Origin of the sequence: Aquamicrobium lusatiense (genome assembly GCF_014201615.1) — a bacterium.
GTDB classification, from domain to species: domain Bacteria; phylum Pseudomonadota; class Alphaproteobacteria; order Rhizobiales; family Rhizobiaceae; genus Mesorhizobium; species Mesorhizobium lusatiense.
The window spans coordinates 1,276,016-1,291,501 of sequence record NZ_JACHEU010000001.1 but is presented as its reverse complement, the minus strand read 5'-3'; the positions used below and the strand labels follow the sequence as shown (position 1 = coordinate 1,291,501).

16 protein-coding genes are annotated in these 15,486 nt (G+C 60.8%); all 16 read left to right on the top strand.

The window, feature by feature from the left end; translation table 11 throughout:
* Position 1 precedes the first annotated feature (1 nt).
* The 16 genes from HNR59_RS06160 to HNR59_RS06085 all read left to right on the top strand — a co-directional run bounded on the left by HNR59_RS06160 (position 2) and on the right by HNR59_RS06085 (position 15,470).
* Positions 2-613 carry a hypothetical protein gene (locus tag HNR59_RS06160; RefSeq protein WP_183827382.1) on the top strand — a complete coding sequence of 204 codons (612 nt, stop codon included), beginning with the start codon at positions 2-4 and terminating at the stop codon, positions 611-613.
* Positions 610-987: a hypothetical protein gene (locus HNR59_RS06155; protein WP_183827379.1), complete on the top strand. Its 378-nt coding sequence runs from the start codon at positions 610-612 to the stop codon at positions 985-987. Before HNR59_RS06160 ends, HNR59_RS06155 begins: the two co-directional genes overlap by 4 nt.
* Complete coding sequence (locus HNR59_RS06150; RefSeq protein ID WP_183827376.1) at positions 987-1,688, top strand: hypothetical protein; 702 nt, start codon at positions 987-989, stop codon at positions 1,686-1,688. Before HNR59_RS06155 ends, HNR59_RS06150 begins: the two co-directional genes overlap by 1 nt.
* A complete protein-coding gene (locus HNR59_RS06145) occupies positions 1,688-2,119 on the top strand; it encodes a phage tail terminator-like protein (protein ID WP_183827373.1) in 432 nt (143 codons plus the stop codon). The genes HNR59_RS06150 and HNR59_RS06145 overlap by 1 nt, the downstream gene beginning before the upstream one ends.
* Before the next feature lie 43 nt (positions 2,120-2,162).
* Positions 2,163-3,101: a phage tail tube protein gene (locus HNR59_RS06140; RefSeq protein WP_183827370.1), complete on the top strand. Its 939-nt coding sequence runs from the start codon at positions 2,163-2,165 to the stop codon at positions 3,099-3,101.
* A gap of 2 nt (positions 3,102-3,103) precedes the next feature.
* Entirely contained in the window at positions 3,104-3,376 is a 273-nt protein-coding gene (locus HNR59_RS06135) for a hypothetical protein (protein ID WP_183827367.1), read from the top strand.
* Between the two features lie 69 nt (positions 3,377-3,445).
* Positions 3,446-3,907: a hypothetical protein gene (locus tag HNR59_RS06130; protein WP_183827364.1), complete on the top strand. Its 462-nt coding sequence runs from the start codon at positions 3,446-3,448 to the stop codon at positions 3,905-3,907.
* Entirely contained in the window at positions 3,823-4,248 is a 426-nt protein-coding gene (locus HNR59_RS21020; protein WP_425488625.1) for a phage tail assembly chaperone, read from the top strand. The genes HNR59_RS06130 and HNR59_RS21020 overlap by 85 nt, the downstream gene beginning before the upstream one ends.
* 14 nt (positions 4,249-4,262) lie before the next feature.
* A complete protein-coding gene (locus tag HNR59_RS06120) occupies positions 4,263-7,793 on the top strand; it encodes a phage tail length tape measure family protein (protein WP_183827358.1) in 3,531 nt (1,176 codons plus the stop codon).
* Positions 7,790-8,140, top strand: coding sequence for a hypothetical protein (locus tag HNR59_RS06115; RefSeq protein ID WP_183827355.1), 351 nt, complete (start codon positions 7,790-7,792; stop codon positions 8,138-8,140). Before HNR59_RS06120 ends, HNR59_RS06115 begins: the two co-directional genes overlap by 4 nt.
* Positions 8,137-8,646: a DUF1833 family protein gene (locus tag HNR59_RS06110; RefSeq protein WP_183827352.1), complete on the top strand. Its 510-nt coding sequence runs from the start codon at positions 8,137-8,139 to the stop codon at positions 8,644-8,646. Before HNR59_RS06115 ends, HNR59_RS06110 begins: the two co-directional genes overlap by 4 nt.
* A gap of 1 nt (position 8,647) precedes the next feature.
* Positions 8,648-9,049, top strand: coding sequence for an NlpC/P60 family protein (locus HNR59_RS06105; RefSeq protein ID WP_183827349.1), 402 nt, complete (start codon positions 8,648-8,650; stop codon positions 9,047-9,049).
* A complete protein-coding gene (locus HNR59_RS06100; RefSeq protein ID WP_183827346.1) occupies positions 9,046-14,145 on the top strand; it encodes a host specificity factor TipJ family phage tail protein in 5,100 nt (1,699 codons plus the stop codon). The genes HNR59_RS06105 and HNR59_RS06100 overlap by 4 nt, the downstream gene beginning before the upstream one ends.
* Complete coding sequence (locus HNR59_RS06095) at positions 14,145-14,591, top strand: hypothetical protein (RefSeq protein ID WP_183827344.1); 447 nt, start codon at positions 14,145-14,147, stop codon at positions 14,589-14,591. Before HNR59_RS06100 ends, HNR59_RS06095 begins: the two co-directional genes overlap by 1 nt.
* Positions 14,591-15,019 (top strand): hypothetical protein, encoded by a 429-nt coding sequence (locus HNR59_RS06090; protein WP_210307214.1) that lies wholly within the window; start codon positions 14,591-14,593, stop codon positions 15,017-15,019. Before HNR59_RS06095 ends, HNR59_RS06090 begins: the two co-directional genes overlap by 1 nt.
* Positions 15,012-15,470, top strand: coding sequence for a hypothetical protein (locus HNR59_RS06085; protein WP_183827338.1), 459 nt, complete (start codon positions 15,012-15,014; stop codon positions 15,468-15,470). Before HNR59_RS06090 ends, HNR59_RS06085 begins: the two co-directional genes overlap by 8 nt.
* The last annotated feature ends 16 nt before the right edge of the window (positions 15,471-15,486 follow it).

Sequence of the window (15,486 nt, the reverse complement as noted above, 5' to 3'; positions counted from 1 at the left end):
CATGCTGCGCGTCGTCGTTCCGCCGCAGCCCATAGTGACGCCCGCCGATATTGCGGGCGTTGCGGTGGGCGACGCCGCTGAAGCGGCACTTATTGCCGCTGTGACGGAAGAGATCGATGGTCCGTCAGGATGGCTTGGCCGCGCCCTCGGGGTGCAGACCATCGAATGGACGGACTGGATCGGGTGTCGTCGAACAACGTTGCCGTGCCGGCCAATCATAAAGATCGAGAACGTTACCGCGATCGACTGCGATGGTGGGGAACAGGTCGTTGACCCATCCACTTATCGGCAGGAAGGTGATTGCATTGTCGTCGCTCACGGCGCTGGATGGGTGACCAGCAATCGGCACCGCATCCGCTACAAGGCCGGTTACAACGGCACCAGTGGTGCGGCGGCTGGTGAGCAACAGACCGGCGCTGTGCCAGAGCGCGCCCGGCAGGCCATTATCCTGTCTGTCCAGCACCTGCGATCATTGCAGGTCGAAAGTCTCTATCTGAAGGTCGATGAGGTCGAGGGCGTTGGGCGCAAAGAGTTCACGCTCTCGGAGGTGGCCTCGAAGGTTATCGAGCGAACCTGCGAGCGGCTGCTCTCAACACTGCGGGTGTATTCATGACGCCGGAGGCCGCTATTGCCTCGCTCGATAGGCAGCTGGCCGAGCATGGCGAGGACTGCACCCTGCGCCGCAAAGATGGCAATCCGCCGACTGACAAAGATGTGACGGTTCGGGCCTCTGTGCGCGGCCTTCGTGGCGACGAGATCGTCGGGACCGCAACGCAGGCCTTTTCGAAGGCGGTGATTTCCATGACGCAAATTCTCGCCGCAGGATGGCCCGCCGGTCATGTTGTTGCGCCCGGCGCTGTCGATCCTCGTATTCCGCGTCCGAACGACTTTCTCGTCGTGAAGGGCAAGGTTCGGCAGATCATGTTCGCGGATCCGATTGCCATCAATGGTGTCGTGGTTCGCGTCAATCTGACGGTGGCCGGCTGATGGCTTCGGGCTTCGACTTCTTCGAGCGCGACCTGCGCGTTGCGACCGCCGGAATGGAGCCGGAGGAGATCGATCAGGCCGTGGCAGCCTTTGCCCGTCAGGAACTGCGACGGGTCATTGCCGAAGGGGTCGCATCGCCGGTCTATGAGCGCTACGTCAACGGCGTTCATGGTGCGCCGGAGGTGGCCTTTCGGGCCCCGGGCCAGATTCTTTATGAATTCACGAACTGGCCACTGGTCATCCGTTTTGCGCTCGACGAACTGCAGAAGCGCTCACCGCGCAGGTCCGGCCGCTTCGCGTCATCCTTCATCGTTATCAGCTCGGGACGCATTGTGACCGATTACCGGGCTATTGCTGCCGGTGCCGAGGTCATCATCGCCAACTTCCAGCCCTATACCCGCAAGGCGGAAACCGGTCTTCTGAAAAAGCCGAAGCGCTATGTGTTTGATGGCACGAAGCGAATGCTGAATGCGCGCTTCAACGGCGTATTCCGCGCCGAAACCCGGTTTCTCAACATCGGATCGGGCGTCCATCCGGAAATCCCGTACATCCTGAAGGGCAATGTCAGGATCCGTGCCGCAGCCCAGAACGACCGCTCCAGCACATTCCGTGCTGGTCGTGCAACGCTTGCCAGCCGCAAGGATACCGCAACCGGCCAGCCGCTCACCTATCCCGCAATCGTCATCAACAGCGCCACCTGATGTCCAGTCCTTCTGCATTTGCCGCCTTCAAGGGCGTTCTCGACACATATGCCGCCGGCACTGGTGCGCTGCCTGTGCGATACGAAAATGATTTCGTCCAGAACCTGCTCGACGAAAACACGCCGGCATGGGTCTATGTCGAGATCTACGGCGACAGCTACAATCAGGACACCATGGGCGCTCCCGGTGCGAACGTCTGGGAAGAAACAGGGGCGGTTTATCTGCATGTGATGGTGCCGAGCGGCACCGGATCGGCGGATGCTCGCGCCCATGCAAACACGCTGCTCAATCTCTTCCGCGAAAAGCCGGTGAACAACATCTTCATGCCGGAAATGTCCATCGGCGCCGGTGATCCGGGTCGGGATTTTCCCAATTACTTCGCGATCACGGCCACCATCGCGTGGACGCGGCGCGACATCACCTCGGCCTGAACGCGGCACTGCCGTCCATTCCACAAACTGAAGGAGAAGCGCCATGAGCTTTGCTGATGGTTCACAGGTACGGCTTGCCGATGTGTCGGAAGCCACAATCGGCACGATCCCCGCAACGCCTGCATTCCAGATCATGCGCTATCGCACGGCCAGCGTGCGCCTGTCCAAGCAGGTGGATATCTCCGATGAGGTCCGCGCTGATCGCAACGTGCCCGGCATCACCGATGTCGGCCGCAATGTGAGCGGATCGATCGAAACCCGGTTTTCGTACGGCACCTATGACAGGTGGCTTGAGCGTGTGCTGTGCTCCGAGTTCACGGGCGGTGTGCTGAAAAACGGCGTCACCCACAAGGCCGGCACCCTCGAAATGACATACGAGCAGGGTGCGACCGACAGCTATGTCCGCTATCGCGGTTGCCGCTGGAACACGCTCGACCTCAACCTGCGCTCGCGCCAGCCTGTGCAGGCGACGTGGGGCATCATGGGCATCGGCAGTCCGACGCCGACCACGGCGATCATTGCCGGCGCCACTTATGCGGCCGCGACCACCACCGAAGACTTCAACGCCGGCCTCAATGTGGCGAACCTGTCGATCCAGTCGGCAGCCATGGTCTCGTCGCCCAAGGTGCAGGCGCTGTCGCTGCGCATCAACAACAACATCTATCAGGTCGATGTCGTCGGCCAGTATGATGCCTATGGCCACGGTCTCGGCCGGTTCGAAGCGACTGGCAACATGACCGTGCTGTTCGAGGATCTGTCGGCCTACACCGCGATCCTGAACCACGAAGATGTGACCATCGGTTTCGACATGGTCGATCCGGTGGGCAACAAATATGCCTTCGCCATTCCGAAGGTGAAATTCAACGATGGCGGCCCGGCCGCTCCGGGCAATGGTCAGCCTGTCGTTCTGGAAGTGCCGTTCCAGGCATTCTTCGATCCGACCAGCGCGGCTTCCATGTCCATCACAAAAACGGATGGCTGATCATGGCAAAGCGCAGCAAATCCGCCCGGCCGGAAGATGCCGGTCCCGAATCCATCCTGCCGCTGACCGATTTCCGGGGCGATCCGTGGGGCATCGGCAACGAAAACGCCGTCGCCTTCCGGGCCGGCATCCTGTCATCGCCGGTTCCGGCAGAATTTGCCCGACGCATGCGCGATGAGGGCAAGGCGGAGAAAGCCGGAATTGTTGGGATCACTGACGATGCGCCCGCCGCCTTGCTTGCCGCCGACACGGCATCTGATCAGTCGCAGGACTGATATCTGCGCAGATCGGCCGGGGCGCTTGTCGGGGCGCTCCGGCCACCAATCCCGACAAAGGAAATCCCCATGACGATCAAGCTCGGCAGCCTTGCGGCTGACCTGACCAAAGAACGCGAAGGCGAGTGGATCGAGCCGAAGGAATGGCCCGGCCTCAATCCGGATAAGCCGCTGGACATGATGCCGCTGCCCGGCGTGTCATTCCACGTTCGGTCGACCAACTATCCGCCCTATGTCACCGCGCGCCAGACGGCGCTCGAAGACATGAAAAAGGACTATCCCGACGACAAGGTGCCGCCTGAGGTCGCAGCCCGCATTGAGGGTCAGCTTGCCGTCGAGCACCTGCTGCTGGGCTGGAAGGGCTTCGATATCGAGTATTCGGCCCAGGCCGTGAAGACGATCCTTGCCGCCGAAGAGCACCGCGTGCTGCGCACGATGATCTACTGGTGCGCCGGCCGTGTCGGCAAACGTCAGGTCGAGTTCGTGTCGGATGCCACAAAAAACTCCGAAGCGCCTTCCGCTGGCAAATAAGCAGGAAGGCGCCAGAGCACGAAGAGTGGATCGAAGAACTCATCAGGGCCTATCCGGGCGAGAAGTGGCTGGAGCGGGCGGTTGAAAAGCCGCCTGCCGGTGCCGAGCCGGAAGCATGGCACGCCTTTTACCTGCGGGCGTGGCAGGTGCTGCGTTTCGATCGCCAATATGGCGCATTCGGCGGGGAAACGCCGATCAGCTTCATGGCGCTGGACGGATATGCCCGGCGCTACGGCATCGAGGGCGAGGCGTTCGAGCGGTTCCTCGCGTTCGTGACGGCGCTGGATGATGAGTGGCTGGAGCATGTGGCGCGCTCCCAGTCTCAAAAGACCGACGAATAAGCCGGAGAAATCCATTGGTCACACAGATTTCATCGCTGATTGTGCAGCCTGCCGTCGATGCCTCAAAATATACCGCTGGTGCACAGGACAAGGTTGCCGCCGATAAGGCCATGGCAGCTTCGTCGCGCGAAGCGGGTGCGGCTGTCGTCGACACATCTGCAAAGATCAGCACCAGTGGAGATGTGCTGGCGCGGCTCTCGCGTCAGTATGTCGAGGGATATGCATCACAGCAGCGTTTCGAGCAGGGCTTGAGGCAACTCAATCGCGGGCTGGAAAGTGGCAAGATCAGTGCCGAAGGTGCTGAGCGCATCCTTGTCGGCATGAATCAGCGTCTCGGCCTGACCGCCAATGCATCCGATCTCGCAGCCAAGGGGCAGATGTCGCTCGCGGCTGCTGTCGAGCGCGCGAACATTCAGATTGCCCGTCAGGCAAATGATCTCGTCGCCGCCGAGGCTGCCAGCCGTCGAGTGCAGGCTGCGAACTCCAACACGATATCGGCCGAGGCAAAGCGCGCTGCGGGGTTCAACGCTGGTCAGCAGTTGCAGGACATCGCCATGATGTCGCTGATCGGTCAGGATCCGCGCACGCTGGCCCTCCAGCAGGGTCCGCAGCTTGCAACCGCCATTCAGCAGGGCGGCGGTCTGACGGCGCTGGGTGCTGGTCTGGCATCCGTATTCAGCATGACAACCTTGCTGACGGTCGGCTTTACGGCGGCAACCGCTGCGACCATTCAGTGGGCAATGAAAGGCAAGGATGGAGCGAAGTCGCTTGATGATGCCCTGAAGGCTCACTCTGAATCCCTGCGGTTGCTTAAAGACCAGTATGGCGAGCTTGGAGAGGCTGCGAAAACGGCAGGCAATGCCGGGGGCATGGCCTTCACCGGCGCGACGAGCCGGGATGCTCAGACGTTGATTCAGGCTCAGATCCGCGAAAGAAGCGGTCCCTTTCTCGATACTCTGGGTGGAACCGGTTGGGTTAAGGGTTTTTTTGGCAATGGTGGCGGCATCGAGGCGCTGCGCAATCTGTCGGGTGATCAGAAGCAGTTCGCAGCACCCATGGCTGCTCTCATCGAGAGCGCGAAGAGCGGGAAAACCGATCTTGCTGCCTTCAACGAAGAGGTTGAGCGGCTTTTTGAGAGGGCGCTGGGCAAAACCGACAATCCAGCTCGGTTGCGTGCGACGGCGGACGCCGTTCAATTGCTTGGCGCCAATGCTTTTGAGGTGAGCGGGAAATTTGCTCCGTTCGCGGACGCGATCAACCGGCTGAGGGTGGAGGCGGCGGATGGAAAGCCAAACCTGTCGGCTTTCAACACCGAAATCGAACGTCTTGGACAGCAGAAAGGCCTGCGCAAGCTGGCAGACGAGGCGATTCTCGCCGGTAAGGAAATTGTCTCTCTCGCTGACAAGGCAAAGGCGCTGGAAGAAATACTGCGGCGCATCGATCGGGAAGAAACCCGCCCGGGCCTTGCCGACCGCCGCGCGCTGGGCGCCTATGTCAATCGACGCGCTGCTGATCTTGGCACTCTTAACGACCAGTTCGCAGCCGAGCAACAAATGGCGCGTGCGCGGAGCAATGCCGAGCGCCTCGCCGCCATAGAGGCGCAAGTGCGTTCCCGGGCGCGTGAAGATGGCGACACCGGCGGCGGCTTGCAGGCGCGCGTAGATCGCGCCCTTGCCGAAGAGCGAACCCGACAGGAAGTCGAGGCTCGTGATGCCGCCATCCAGCGTGCCCAGTCAATCGAGCGCTCGCTTCAGCAGCAGCGTCTTGAACTCGACCTGATCGGCAAAACCGGTGGCGAGCAGGCCAAGCTGCGGTTTGAGTTCGAGCGCATGCAGGAATTGCGCGAGCAGGCTGCGCGCACTGGCGCTCCGATCGATCAGAAAGAGGTGGCCCTTATTCGCGCCGCAGCTGCTGAGATGGCCCGCTATGCAGATGCGCTGGCGCTGGCAAAGCTCGGCAGCGACCTTCAGTTCGAGCGGGATCAGTTGGCGCGCACTCCGCTTGATCAGCAGGTTGCCAGCCAGTTGCGCGGCATAGGTCAGGCCGTTGATCTGGATGGCGAGGCTGCACGCGAGATCCGTATCAATGCGATCCTCAAGCAGCGTGTGGGTATCTGGAACGAAATTCGTGACACCGGCATGGACGCGATCGACCAACTGGTGAGCAGCGCCAGCCGGGGCTTTGACGATATCGGTGAGACTTTCGAGGGCATCGCCAGCGACATCACCCGACAGATACTGCAGCTGTCCGTCGCCAATCCGCTGAAAAACGCAATTTACGGTGCGGGCCTGCCGACTCTGGATGATATCGGCGGCGCCGGCGGATTTCTGGGGACGTTGCTGGGGCAAACGGCGAACCCTGCATCAGGTTTTCAGAGTGTCGGCGCGATGACCGTAAATGCCGGGTCTGTCATGCTGACCGGCTCGATTGACATGAACGCCGGCGCCGATATTCTGGATCGCCTTTTCTCGTCTGGAAAGATGGGTGGGGAGTATCAGCCTACATCGACCATGTCGTCATATGCGGCTGCGATCCGATCAATCGAAAGCGCTGGCAATGGAGGTTATTCCGCCCTCGGGCCGCTGCTGAGCAACGGCAATCAGGCGCTCGGCGCTTACGGCATGATGCAGTCGAACCTGCCGTCATGGTCGATGGAGGCGCTGGGCCGAAGGGTTTCGCGCGCGGAATTCATGGCCTCGCCCAGCATTCAGGATGCGATCTTCGAGAACAAGTTCGGCAGCTACATCTCCAAATACGGAAACCCGCAGGATGCGGCCTCGACATGGTTCACCGGGCGTCCGCTGGCGAGCGGGAAGAATGCGGTCGACGTGCTCGGCACCTCGGGTGCCGCTTATGTCGACAAGTTCAATCGCGCGCTGGGTGCTGCCACCGGCGGCGCGACAGACTTCAGCAAGGGCTTGCAGGCCGGTCTGGGCGACATTGGCAAGGGGATGGGCGATCTGTGGAAAGGGCTTGGCTCTTTCCTTCAGTCACCCACCGGCGGCGGATCATTATGGTTTCAGGGCTTGTCGTCGATGTTTGGCGGCATAAGCGGCGCCATGAACCATATGCTGTCGATATCCCCCGCAGCCACCGGAAACATCCTTTCCGGTTCGTGGGGGCTTTACGACAGGGGCGGCTATACCGGCGACGGCGACAAGTATCAGGTAGCTGGTCTCGCGCACCGCGGCGAGTTCTATTTCTCCAAGGAGGCCACCGCCAATCTGGGTGTCGACTATCTGTCATCGCTCCATGAGGCGGGCCGGCGCGGGCGCGGATTGGCAAGCGGCGGCTTTGCGGGTGGCCCTGTTCCGACGCCAAGCCGGATAGGCTCCGACCGTGGCATGGTGGTCAACGTCATCGATCAGCGAGAGGCCGGAGCGCCTGAGGTCGAGCAGCGGGAAACCGTTGGGGCGGACGGAACGCGTCAACTCGACATTCTTATCCGCCGCACGACACAGGATGAGGTGGGGCGGCCATCTGCTGCAACCAATCGCCAACTGCGTGGCGCTTATGGCCTTTCAAATCAGGTGGTGCGTCGATGATCGCGTGGCCGGCAACACTTCCGCAGCGAGCGCTGCGCGATGGGTATCAGTCGGGCTTTGGCGACGGCCGTGCCCGCACCGAGACGGATTCCGGCATTGCCAAGATGCGACGAAGGTTTTCTGCTGCTCCCCGGCCGCTGACCTTCTCCATGCACATGAACGCTGGTCAACTGGCGATCTTCAAGACTTTTGTGACGACGGACACCGCTGGTGGCGTCAAACCCTTCACGTTCCCGGCGCAGGACGAGCCGGGAACATGGATTGTCCAGTTCGGCCGCGACATGCCCCGATGGGTGCCGCGCGGCATCGACTGGGTTGTAAGCTTTGATCTGGTGATCCTGCCATGAGAACCGTATCTGACACCTTCCGCCATGCGATGTTCGATCAGCAGACGGACGAACTGCCGGTGCTGCTGCTTACGATCAGCCACCCTGATCTGGGCAGCGTATGGCGCCTGTCTTCAGACAACGCCGATCTGCTGGACGCTGAAGAGCAGTTGCGCGGCACGATCAGCCGGGGACAGAACTACTATTTCTTTCCGATGGATGTGAGCCTGCCCGAGGATGGGGAGGATGCATCGAACGTCATCCAGATCACGCTCGACAACGTAACGCGGGAGATCACGCCGCTGCTCAAATCGACGGTGACGCCGGCATCGGTGACGATCGAGATCGTGCTCGCCAGCGCACCGGATGAAGTCGAGATCGAGTTTCCGGATTTCGAGCTGGCATCCGCTGATGTGGATGCCGGCTCAGTGGTGCTGTCGCTGACTGTCGACACAATGGCATCGGAGCCGTTTCCGGCTGACAATTTCACACCCTCATCCTTCGGCGGTCTCTGGGCTTCCACCTGACATGATCGATCTCAATCACTATGTCGGCCTGCCTTGGCGGGATCGCGGGCGCATGCGCAATGGCTGCGACTGCTGGGGGCTCCTGCGCCTTGTCTATGCCGGGGAGCTGGGCATTGGCCTGCCTGACCATTCGAATGGCTACGCCGACACGTCAGATCGGCCTGCCGTTGCCGGATTGATCGAGGCGGGGCTCGCAGACTGGATGCCTGTCGCTGCGGGGCGTGAGCGTCCACTCGATGCGATCCTGATCCGTCAGGCGCCGTGGCATGTCGGCATTGTCGTCCGCAGGGGCCTGATGCTCCACATGCCCGAAAACCAATCCAGTTGCATCGAGCCATATGACACCGGCCGCTGGTCGCGCCGGGTCGAGGGCATTTATCGTCACAGGAGCGCAGCGCCATGAATGCACTTGTCCGCGCGCCTGTCGCTGGCGAGATCCTTGGCCCGGCTGATGTGATCACCGTCACGGCCGCCGTGCATCCCCTGAAGCCGCATGCCGAGATCCTGATCCTGCCGGCCGGATTGTCGCTGGCAGAAATCGTCGATGAGGTTGCGCAACGCTGCCATGTCTCCCGGCTTGCACGTGGCGCCGATGTCTCTGTCTCGGGCCATGCGATCGATCAGGTGTTGTGGTCGAGGGTGCGCGTAAAATCCGGCGCCCATGTCACGGTACGTGCGCGTGCTGGAAAGGCCATCGGCGGCATCCTGAAATCTGTGCTCATGATCGCATTGTCGGTGGCGGCGTCCTTCATCGTCGGGCCGGCCGGCTTGGGTATTGCCGCAGCCATCGGTGGCACTGCGGGGCAGGTGGTTGCTTCGCTCGCTGCCGGCGCGATCATGATGGCCGGTGGGTTTGCGCTCAACGCGCTGTTTCCGCCGACGCAGACCCGCTCGGAAAGCAACAATCCATCCTATTCGATTTCGGCCGGAAGGAACGGCGCATCGAAATGGGGACCGATCCCGGTTGTGCTGGGCAAAGTCCGCGCGCTGCCGAAATATGCCGCGCTGCCCTACACTGAATTTGAGGGCGACGATCAGTATCTGCGGCTGCTGTTTGTCTGGGGCTATGGCCCTATGAACATCGAGGATATCCGCATCGGGGATACCTCCATTGCCGAGTTTGAAGGCGTCGAGATCGAGACGTTCGAAGGATATGGCAACGATCCGCAGCAGACCATCTATCCCTCCGAGGTGGTGCAGGACGATCTGTCGATCGATCCCGCGTACAATGTGCCGGTAACGCGCACATCGGCCGAAAATGTCGACGAGATCGTGCTGGATTTCGTGGCGCCGGCCGGTTTGTGTCATGTCAGCAAGAAGGGCAAGCGGCAGAGCAAAGTTGTCGACTTCAAGGTCGAGATGAGCCCGGCCGGCGCGAATGCCTGGGTCAACAAAGGCAATGTGCAGCTTCAGGGCGCTACGAACGATCCGGTTCGCCGCTCGTTCCGCTATGTCGTGTCAAAAGGCCGATACGACATCAGGATCACCCGCCTGACGGGCGATGAGAACACGACGACCGATTTTTCCGAAGTCACATGGACTGCGATCAAAAGCTTCCGGGTTGGGGATCCGCCGATCTCCTTTGGCAAGCCCCTCGCCATCACGGCGTTGCGCATCAAGGCCTCGAAGCAACTCAACGGCATGGTCGATACGCTGAATGCGCTGGTGACGTCTGTCGGCAAAAGCTGGAACGGGACATCTTGGGTTGAGGCGCAGGAGACGCGCAATCCGGGCGACCTGATGCGGCTGGTGCTTCAGGGACCGGCCAACGCGCGTGCGGTTTCCGACAGCCGCCTCGACCTTTCCGGGCTCGCAGCCTTTGCTGATCATTGCAGGGCGAAGGGCTACACCTTCGACATGTATCGCGACTTTACTGCATCGGTGCGAGATACGCTGCGCGACATCGCGGCGGCAGGCCGAGGCGTCCCAACCTTCCGCGACGGGAAATGGTCGGTCACATGGGAGGACGCATCCGCTCCTGTGGTCCAGCATTTTACGCCGCGCAACAGTCGCGATTTCCGCTGGAGCCAGACCTACAGGACCTTGCCTCAGGGCTTGCGGTGCAAGTTCGTCAATGCCGACAAGGATTATATCGAGGACGAACTCCTGTGCTTTGCCGATGGCTACAACAAGGATAACGCCAAGCTCTATGAGCAGGCAGAGTTTCCGGGCGTCACGTCGGGTGAACTCGTCTACAAACACGGGCTCTACCGCCATGCCGACGCAAAAGAGCGCCCGGCTGTTTACAGCTTCAGTGTCGATTTCGAGCATCTGGTTGCGCAGCGCGGCGATCGCGTGGCAATGGCCTACGATGTGGTGCGACAGGGAATTGCATCAGGTCGCATTCAGGCCGTGGCCGGCCAGCAGCTGACGCTTGATGAGCCGGCCATCATGGAGTCCGGCAAGCTCTACGGCATTCGCATTCGCCGCAGGGACGGCACATCGATCGTAAGGCAGGTGACGACCAATCCGGGCACCCGGACTGTCATCACCATAACCGGCACGCCGCCTGAAGCCGGAGATCTGTACACCTTCGGCATTCGCGATCAGGAAACCGGCATCTATCGCATTCTGCGCATCCGGCCCGGTAGCGATCTGTCGGCCGAGGTGGATCTCGTGGATGATGGGCCGAACGTCCAGACCGGCGACAGCTCTACCGACATTCCGTCCGGATCCGTGACGCCGCCGGCACCGGTGTCCAGTCTCACACCCTTCGGGTTGCGGGCAGAAAGCTTTGTGCAGGCCGGAGAGGTTGGCCGCACATATGTCGTGCGTCTCTATTGGCAGCCGGTTCTGGGGCCGGACTATACCTCCTTCGAGGTCATCGGAACGAGCGACCCGGGTATCGTCCGCAAAGTTGTGGCAGGTGATCAGCAGGTTGCTGAGTTCGAAAACATCCAGTCGGGACTCTGGAGCTTTACCGTCAGGGGGCTGATGTCAGACGGTGGCTATACGCTGCCATCTGCACCGCTCGTCGTGCCTGTTGAGGTTCCATATGACGATGTCGGCATCGAGTTTGACGATATCGCGGCTGAAGTCGACCAGCACGTCACCGAAATGCTCGACTGGCTGGATTCCGACAGCCCAATCTACGAACTTGGGCAGGAGGTTTCCGCCAACACAGACGCCATCGTTGCCGAGAGATCAGAGCGAATGGTGGATGTTGGCGGTCTGGCTGACCGCTGGCGATCTCTGTACGAGACGGTCAACCGCACAGCTTTTGCGCTCAGCGACACCATGCTGGCGCAAAAGCGCGACCTCATCCTCGTGCGCGAGGAGTTGGTATCAGTTGACGAGACCGGACGTGCATTTGCGCTCGATCAGATCCAGCTTGCGGTGGGGCCTGGATCAGCTCTGGCAGAGCGACTGACGACGATCGAGGGGCAGGCCGACGCGAATTATGTCGCCCTGTCCGGTGCGATCCAGACCGTGCAGTCCGTGGCGCTCGATGCCGTAGCCGACGAAGCGACGGCAAGGCAGGCGCTGCGCATTCAGCTTGTCGGCAATTACACCGGCAACGACATCAAACAGGTCACACAGGGGTTGCTCTATCAGAGCCAGCAAGGCTGGATCAGCGAAACTGAAGCGCTAGCCGAGCAGGTGGGGCTTCTGTCGGTAAATGTTGGCAATGCATCGCTGTTCAACCAGATCATCGGATGGGCCTTCGCTGATAGTGTACTGGGATGGTCTGGTAATGGAGCGCCCTCCATCGACAACGGCTGGCTTACGCCGGCCAATCATGGAAGTGAACCCTATCTCGTCAGCCCAGCAGGCCTTGGCGTGCAGGGGTCTCGTTATCAGCAGGTCCGTCTATACATCCGCAAAATCGGAAGTCCGACATGGGCTGGACGCCTGTGGTGGAAAGCTACTGGTGATGCCACATGGGATGCCTCCCGACGTGTTGACATCGCTGAGCCTGCATTCGTCGATGGCGTTGCAGCCATCACCGTCAATGTCGGGTGGGTCGGAACAATTGAGCAGGTTCGGCTTGATCTGACTTCGGCCCAATCTTCTGGGCAGGGAGCCCAGATAAAGAACTTCTACATCGGTGAGCCGGCAGCAGGCTTCAGTCAGGCGCAGGCATCAGCGATGCAGCAAGCGCTGGCCAGCCAGATACTTGCGGAGGCATCGAGCCGTGAGGCGCTGTCTGTCGCGCTGACCGGGCTTGCCGATCCGACAGGGGCGACGATCCCCAGCCTGTCGCAGGGGCTGATTTACGACGAGAGCGTTGCCCGAGTGACGGGCGACGAGGCCAATACGCTGCTCATACAGGGCGTCGCGGCGCAGATCGATGATCCATCGACCGGCCTCGATGCTCTGGCGCAGGTCCAGTCCACCATGCAGGGGCAGATATCCAGCCTCGACGGCGTGGTGACAGTGATGGGCCAGAGTATTGATGATCTGGTCTTGTCTGTGGACGATCTGGAGACAGGCAAGGCCGACATCGGCATCACCGATGGCTTGCAGGCTCAGATCAATCAGATGGGTGGTGGCGAGGGTCTGTCGTTGATCGCGGAAGCCATCCGCTCGATGCACCTGACCGTGGAGAAGCTTGCTCTTGGGCAGGCCGGTGTCTGGCTGGCGGGCCAGAATGACCGACGGGAGCTTGGCAATATCGTTGCCGATGTCCATCAGCAGACCACCAGCCGCATTGATGCGACCGACGATCAGGTAACGCTTCATGGTCAGATACTCGACCGTATCCGGCTCGACATGGGTGGGTTAGCTGACCTTGATGCGGTGCAGGCGCTCGACGGCCGCGTCACCGCCACCGAGAGCGGAATTGAGAACATCGGCCAGAGCATCCTGCAGATGCGGGGCACGATCGGGGATCTGGAAACCGGAAAGGCCGACGCTTCGGTGCTGGTCAACTACCGTACGAAGCTCGACAGCTACAGCAAAACGGAGACACAGGAGGCAGCCACAAACGCGGCGGCCGAGGCCACCACCACACTGTCATCTGCTCTGACGCCGCAGATCGAGGAGGCGCTCGGAAAATCAGGCACGGCACTTGATGCACTCGCCGGCTACACAGCTCCCCAGGCAGTGGCGACGGCGATGCTGGCGACGAACACGGCGGTTTCAGAACTCGGCGGTGTGGTTTCGGCGCAGGCATCCCGCACAGACGAGTTGTTCGCAGCGGCCGGTGGTGACGAGAATTCCATACGTGCCAAGTGGGAAGTGCTGACAGGGCCAAACGGTTACACGCGCTACGGACTGCGGCTCCTGACTTCTGCGGGTGCACAACGCGCGATCACCATGTTCGGCGACGTTCCGAATGATCCGGCAAAGAAAACGAAATGGATGTGGGACGCGCAGGAGTTTGCATTCATCGACACATCCTCCGGAGAGGTCTCACCCAACTTTCTCATTTATGCCGATGGCGCGTGGCGGTTGAGCGTCGCGGACATTGGGCTGGTCAGAGCAGGGACCGTCGAGTCACCGAACGGCAAGCATCGATACACGGTTTCCGAGGGCACGATGGAGTGGTGGGACTGATGACGTTGCGCGGCTACATGAAAAGGATCAACGGCAGCCTGCGTATGCGCTTCGTGATGCCCGGCTACGATGCCGATGACGAAAACGTTCCGCCAAACAAGGTCATCTTCGACAGCGACAACATCGGCACGCTGTCCATACTGCTGAGCGGTGTGTACTCGTGGAATGGCGAATCCCCGACCGATCAGTGGGTGCCGATTGCCACGTGGTCTGCACTGAGCTTCGTGCCGCTGTGCTACTTCGTGTCTCGGCAGGCTGCCTACCCTGCCTCCGAAGCCCGTACCCAGAACTTCTTGCCGCTCCATCCGACCGCGGGACAGGCCATAGTGTCGCTGACTAATAACATGATCCGAGTGAAGAAGAACGGGATCGATCTGAAGTACCGGGGATCGCAGCCCGGAACTACGCACATCTACTGGTACGCCTTTAATCTGAGGGCAGCGTGATGGCGAAGCGGGGCATAATTTCCAGCAGCAAGATCCGCTTCAGCCCTCCGGGCGTGGATGTGGACACCGCCCAGCCGCACGAACTGCTGATGCGCGAGCAGTTCCTGTTCACGCAGCCGTACTTCTTCAGGTTCGTAGCCTGCCCCTTTGCCGGAAACACATCCACCAGCCTGCTCGACCAGACGGTCAGCGTCACCATCCCCAATGTCACGCCTAGCCCGATCGTGCTGCTGTGGCCTGTCGACTCCGACGAATCGATCGCATGGCCAAGGCCGCGCGACGAGACAGGCGGGTGGGCTACGAACTGGACAGTCTATCATGAGGTGATGAGTTCGACGCGGCTCGATGTTCGCTTCATCAAGGGCCTTGACAGCCAGCGCTCGCCGAATGGTGCCTATGTCGTTCTCATGAGGAATGCAGATGCCTAGAATGAGATTGTCATCTGCCGGACCCGAGATCGCGCTGCCGGGATATGATGTGGACACGGCGCCGCTTGAGAAGATGGCTTTCTCGCCGTCATTCGTGGCAATGCGGCTCGCTCTCTCCGGTACCGTGACTGTGGGGCCATTTTCAGGCCTCCTGTCTGTATATGGGTACCAAGGTGTGGTGACATTCCCGACACCGTTCGTCAGGCCTCCGATTGTGATGGTCGCCGGGTTAAACAGCGACGGCACCACTCAGCAGTCTCCCTTCGTTCGGAACATCAGAGCAGGTGTGTCCGGAGTAGACAGAGTCATGCCGTGGTCCGAGATACGTACGTACAGGGACAGATTCGAGCTGTTCGTCCTGATGAGACAGGGCAGCGACCCAACCCCATACGAGGACAGGCCCCTCAACTGGCGATATTTCGTCTTCGAAAATACTCTTGACGCCTCCTAACGTCATCTGACCTCAG

Excerpts from the sequence above, each read along its gene's own strand:
- HNR59_RS06160 (WP_183827382.1), top strand. The coding sequence starts at position 2 with ATGCTGCGCGTCGTCGTTCCGCCGCAGCCCATAGTGACGCCCGCCGAT.
- HNR59_RS06155 (WP_183827379.1), top strand. The coding sequence starts at position 610 with ATGACGCCGGAGGCCGCTATTGCCTCGCTCGATAGGCAGCTGGCCGAG.
- HNR59_RS06150 (WP_183827376.1), top strand. The coding sequence starts at position 987 with ATGGCTTCGGGCTTCGACTTCTTCGAGCGCGACCTGCGCGTTGCGACC.
- HNR59_RS06145 (WP_183827373.1), top strand. The coding sequence starts at position 1,688 with ATGTCCAGTCCTTCTGCATTTGCCGCCTTCAAGGGCGTTCTCGACACA.
- HNR59_RS06140 (WP_183827370.1), top strand. The coding sequence starts at position 2,163 with ATGAGCTTTGCTGATGGTTCACAGGTACGGCTTGCCGATGTGTCGGAA.
- HNR59_RS06135 (WP_183827367.1), top strand. The coding sequence starts at position 3,104 with ATGGCAAAGCGCAGCAAATCCGCCCGGCCGGAAGATGCCGGTCCCGAA.
- HNR59_RS06130 (WP_183827364.1), top strand. The coding sequence starts at position 3,446 with ATGACGATCAAGCTCGGCAGCCTTGCGGCTGACCTGACCAAAGAACGC.
- HNR59_RS06115 (WP_183827355.1), top strand. The coding sequence starts at position 7,790 with ATGATCGCGTGGCCGGCAACACTTCCGCAGCGAGCGCTGCGCGATGGG.
- HNR59_RS06110 (WP_183827352.1), top strand. The coding sequence starts at position 8,137 with ATGAGAACCGTATCTGACACCTTCCGCCATGCGATGTTCGATCAGCAG.
- HNR59_RS06105 (WP_183827349.1), top strand. The coding sequence starts at position 8,648 with ATGATCGATCTCAATCACTATGTCGGCCTGCCTTGGCGGGATCGCGGG.
- HNR59_RS06100 (WP_183827346.1), top strand. The coding sequence starts at position 9,046 with ATGAATGCACTTGTCCGCGCGCCTGTCGCTGGCGAGATCCTTGGCCCG.
- HNR59_RS06095 (WP_183827344.1), top strand. The coding sequence starts at position 14,145 with ATGACGTTGCGCGGCTACATGAAAAGGATCAACGGCAGCCTGCGTATG.
- HNR59_RS06090 (WP_210307214.1), top strand. The coding sequence starts at position 14,591 with ATGGCGAAGCGGGGCATAATTTCCAGCAGCAAGATCCGCTTCAGCCCT.
- HNR59_RS06085 (WP_183827338.1), top strand. The coding sequence starts at position 15,012 with ATGCCTAGAATGAGATTGTCATCTGCCGGACCCGAGATCGCGCTGCCG.